Consider the following 2544-nt stretch of genomic DNA (forward strand, 5'->3'; position numbering starts at 1 on the left):
CGATACAGGCGAACACCAGCAGATAACCACCGCGCTGTAAGCTGGGGTTGTGACGCTGAGTAGGTTGGGCTTGGTAAATACCAAAGGCGACCAGACCCAGATAAATCGGTGCCCAAATAGCAAAGGCGTAGTTGGCGGGCAAAATTTGGACTGAAGGAAACAGGCGATCTGATAGAGTCGCCATATCAACACCATCGGGCGGAAAGAAGTTAGAGATGGTATTGATGACAATGCTGCCGATAATGGCGGCGAGAATCGTTACTTGTCTTACTAGATCTGGATCTGCACGTTGAATGGTTAGTTTCATTAGTGCTACTCCCCACTTGTATCCCACTTGACGGCGAGATGATCTTCCACCGAACATACACCTTGAGCAGTCCAGGCAATGCGTTCGGCTTCCTCGCGCTGGGCAAGCGTCCGCACTGTGCCGTGGAGGATGACTTTGCTACCCACAATCTCGACACGGATTTTGCTGGCATCTAACATGGCATTACGATCGATCGCCGCTTCAATATCCATGCCGACTGCGGGGATTTTATCGGTGGATTTAATCGAAATTGAATTAGACACCCCATGAACGCCTGATAGATGTCGCACGACGGTTTCCGCTGCATTCTTTTGGTACCACCACTCCACCTCGCCCTCTAGGATAATCCAACCATTCCGCACCGTTATGTCGATGGCTCCTTTGGGAATTGTGGTAGACCAGCCAATTTTGTGAGCAGCAGCGGCGGCGATTTCGCCGTCGTCGCGATGATTGGCATTGGGGATATGAAGTTCGATATCATCGGCAATTGCTAATACCCCAGCCACCCGTTTAACTGCGTGGACGGCGGCTAATTTTTCGTCAAAGCTGGTGGTATAACCAGTGAGTGTGACGATGCCATCTGTGACTAAAACGCCGATTTCTGTGACTTTGAGACTGGGATCGTATTTGAGTTCCGATAGCACATCAGTTTTGATTTCGGTATCGGTTTTATCTAAGACATTAAGCATTTGTTTTTCCTGAGTTTTAGGTAATTTATTAATGATCGTTATTCCACAATCGAAGACCAATTAACACCGAGATGATTGTCCACTGACCACACACCTGGTTCTGACCAAGCGATTCGTTCGGCTTCATCCCGTGCGGCAAAGCTGCGAACATCACCACGCAGCACCACTTTGTTATTCTCACTCTCGACTTGAATCCGATCTACATCCACGATCGCACTGCGTTTAAGTGCCGAGTTAATGTCTTCTTCAATCGCCATTTTTACCGCTTTAGATTGGACAGAGATCCCGTTAGATACGCCTGTGACACCCATTATTTGTTGCACGAGATCTACCGCAGCATTCTGTTGGTACCACCACTCAACTTCCCCCGCTAGCGATACCCAGCCGTCATTAACTATGACTTCAACAACATCTGAGGGAATTATGGTAGACCATGCGATTCGATCGATGACAGCCTGGGTAATGTCTTCATCTGTCCGGTAATAAGCATCGGGGATGTTGACTTCAATCTCGTCGATAATTGCCTGTACTCCATTTACCCGTTTAACTGCATTCACGGCTGCCCATTTCTCGACATAACTGGTAGCACAGCCATTGAGTGTTACCGTGCCATTTTCCACCAACGCACCGATGTCTGTGACGTTTACACTTGGCTCATAGCTGAGTTCTGATAGGACATCATCTTGTAATTCTGTATCGGTTTTGTCTAAGGTATTAATCATTTGTTTCTCCTAAGTTTTAAGTGATTTGTTGAATCGGCGATTACCTACGTTGGCGTAGCCTACCGTAGTGAATTCTTTAAATAATCGATCGCACTACTCCCCCCTCCACTCGTAAGGCAGCACCGTTAATTGCCGAGGCTAAAGGACTGGCAACAAAGGCGACCAATGCAGCCACTTCAGACGTTGCCGCAAATCTTTGAATTAGAGAAGAGGGGCGCATCTTAGTAAAAAACTCTCGCTCAACTTGTTCGGGGGACAGATGTTGCTCCTTCGATAATCCTTGGATAAAGTCTTCTACGCCTTCAGAACGAGTTGGCCCTGGTAATACTGCATTGACAGTAACTTGGCTACCCATAGTTGTTTCCGCCAAACCTCGACTCACCGCCAATTGTGCCGTCTTGGTCACGCCATAGTGAATCATTTCAGCGGGAATATTCAATCCAGATTCACTAGAGATGAAAATAATCCGTCCCCAATCTTGCTTCAGCATCAGTGGCAAGTAATGGCGCGAGAGCCGAATCCCGCTCATCACATTCACGTCCAGAATATTCAGCCATGTTTCATCAGAGATATCTGCAAAAGCTTGAGAGCTATAAATTCCCAAATTATTTACTAAAATATCGACTTCTGGCACCTGTTGAATCATTGCTTCAACTCCGGCTAGTGTGCCCAGATCGGCAGCAATGCCAGCAATTCCAAATTCAGATTTTGACAACGGTATAGGGGGAGCAGGAGAATAGAAGGACTTCAAAAAGAGAAGCACAAATGGAGCCAATGAAGCTGAGTTTTATCGCCCTGCTCGAATATCTCAATCGAGCGATTTTGG

At 47.1% G+C, this 2544-nt stretch carries 3 protein-coding genes and 1 pseudogene; all 4 read right to left on the minus strand.

Annotated features, from left to right (window positions below; translation table 11 throughout):
* A pseudogene (locus ACEW9I_RS02120) lies at positions 1-307 on the minus strand (tryptophan-rich sensory protein); the annotation flags it as partial.
* A 5-nt stretch (positions 308-312) separates the two neighbouring features.
* The gene (locus ACEW9I_RS02125) at positions 313-996 is read right to left on the minus strand and encodes a BON domain-containing protein (protein ID WP_373538727.1); all 684 of its coding nucleotides are present in this window, start codon (positions 994-996) and stop codon (positions 313-315) included.
* A gap of 38 nt (positions 997-1034) precedes the next feature.
* On the minus strand, positions 1035-1718 hold the full coding sequence (locus ACEW9I_RS02130; protein ID WP_373538728.1) for a BON domain-containing protein: 684 nt from the start codon (positions 1716-1718) through the stop codon (positions 1035-1037).
* Between the two features lie 76 nt (positions 1719-1794).
* Positions 1795-2433 (minus strand): SDR family NAD(P)-dependent oxidoreductase, encoded by a 639-nt coding sequence (locus ACEW9I_RS02135; RefSeq protein WP_373538729.1) that lies wholly within the window; start codon positions 2431-2433, stop codon positions 1795-1797.
* Positions 2434-2544: the final 111 nt, after the last annotated feature.

The organism is Chamaesiphon sp., from assembly GCF_041738855.1.
Classification (GTDB): Bacteria; Cyanobacteriota; Cyanobacteriia; order Cyanobacteriales; family Chamaesiphonaceae; genus Chamaesiphon.

Excerpts from the sequence above, each read along its gene's own strand:
- ACEW9I_RS02130 (WP_373538728.1), bottom strand. The coding sequence starts at position 1,718 with ATGATTAATACCTTAGACAAAACCGATACAGAATTACAAGATGATGTC.
- ACEW9I_RS02125 (WP_373538727.1), bottom strand. The coding sequence starts at position 996 with ATGCTTAATGTCTTAGATAAAACCGATACCGAAATCAAAACTGATGTG.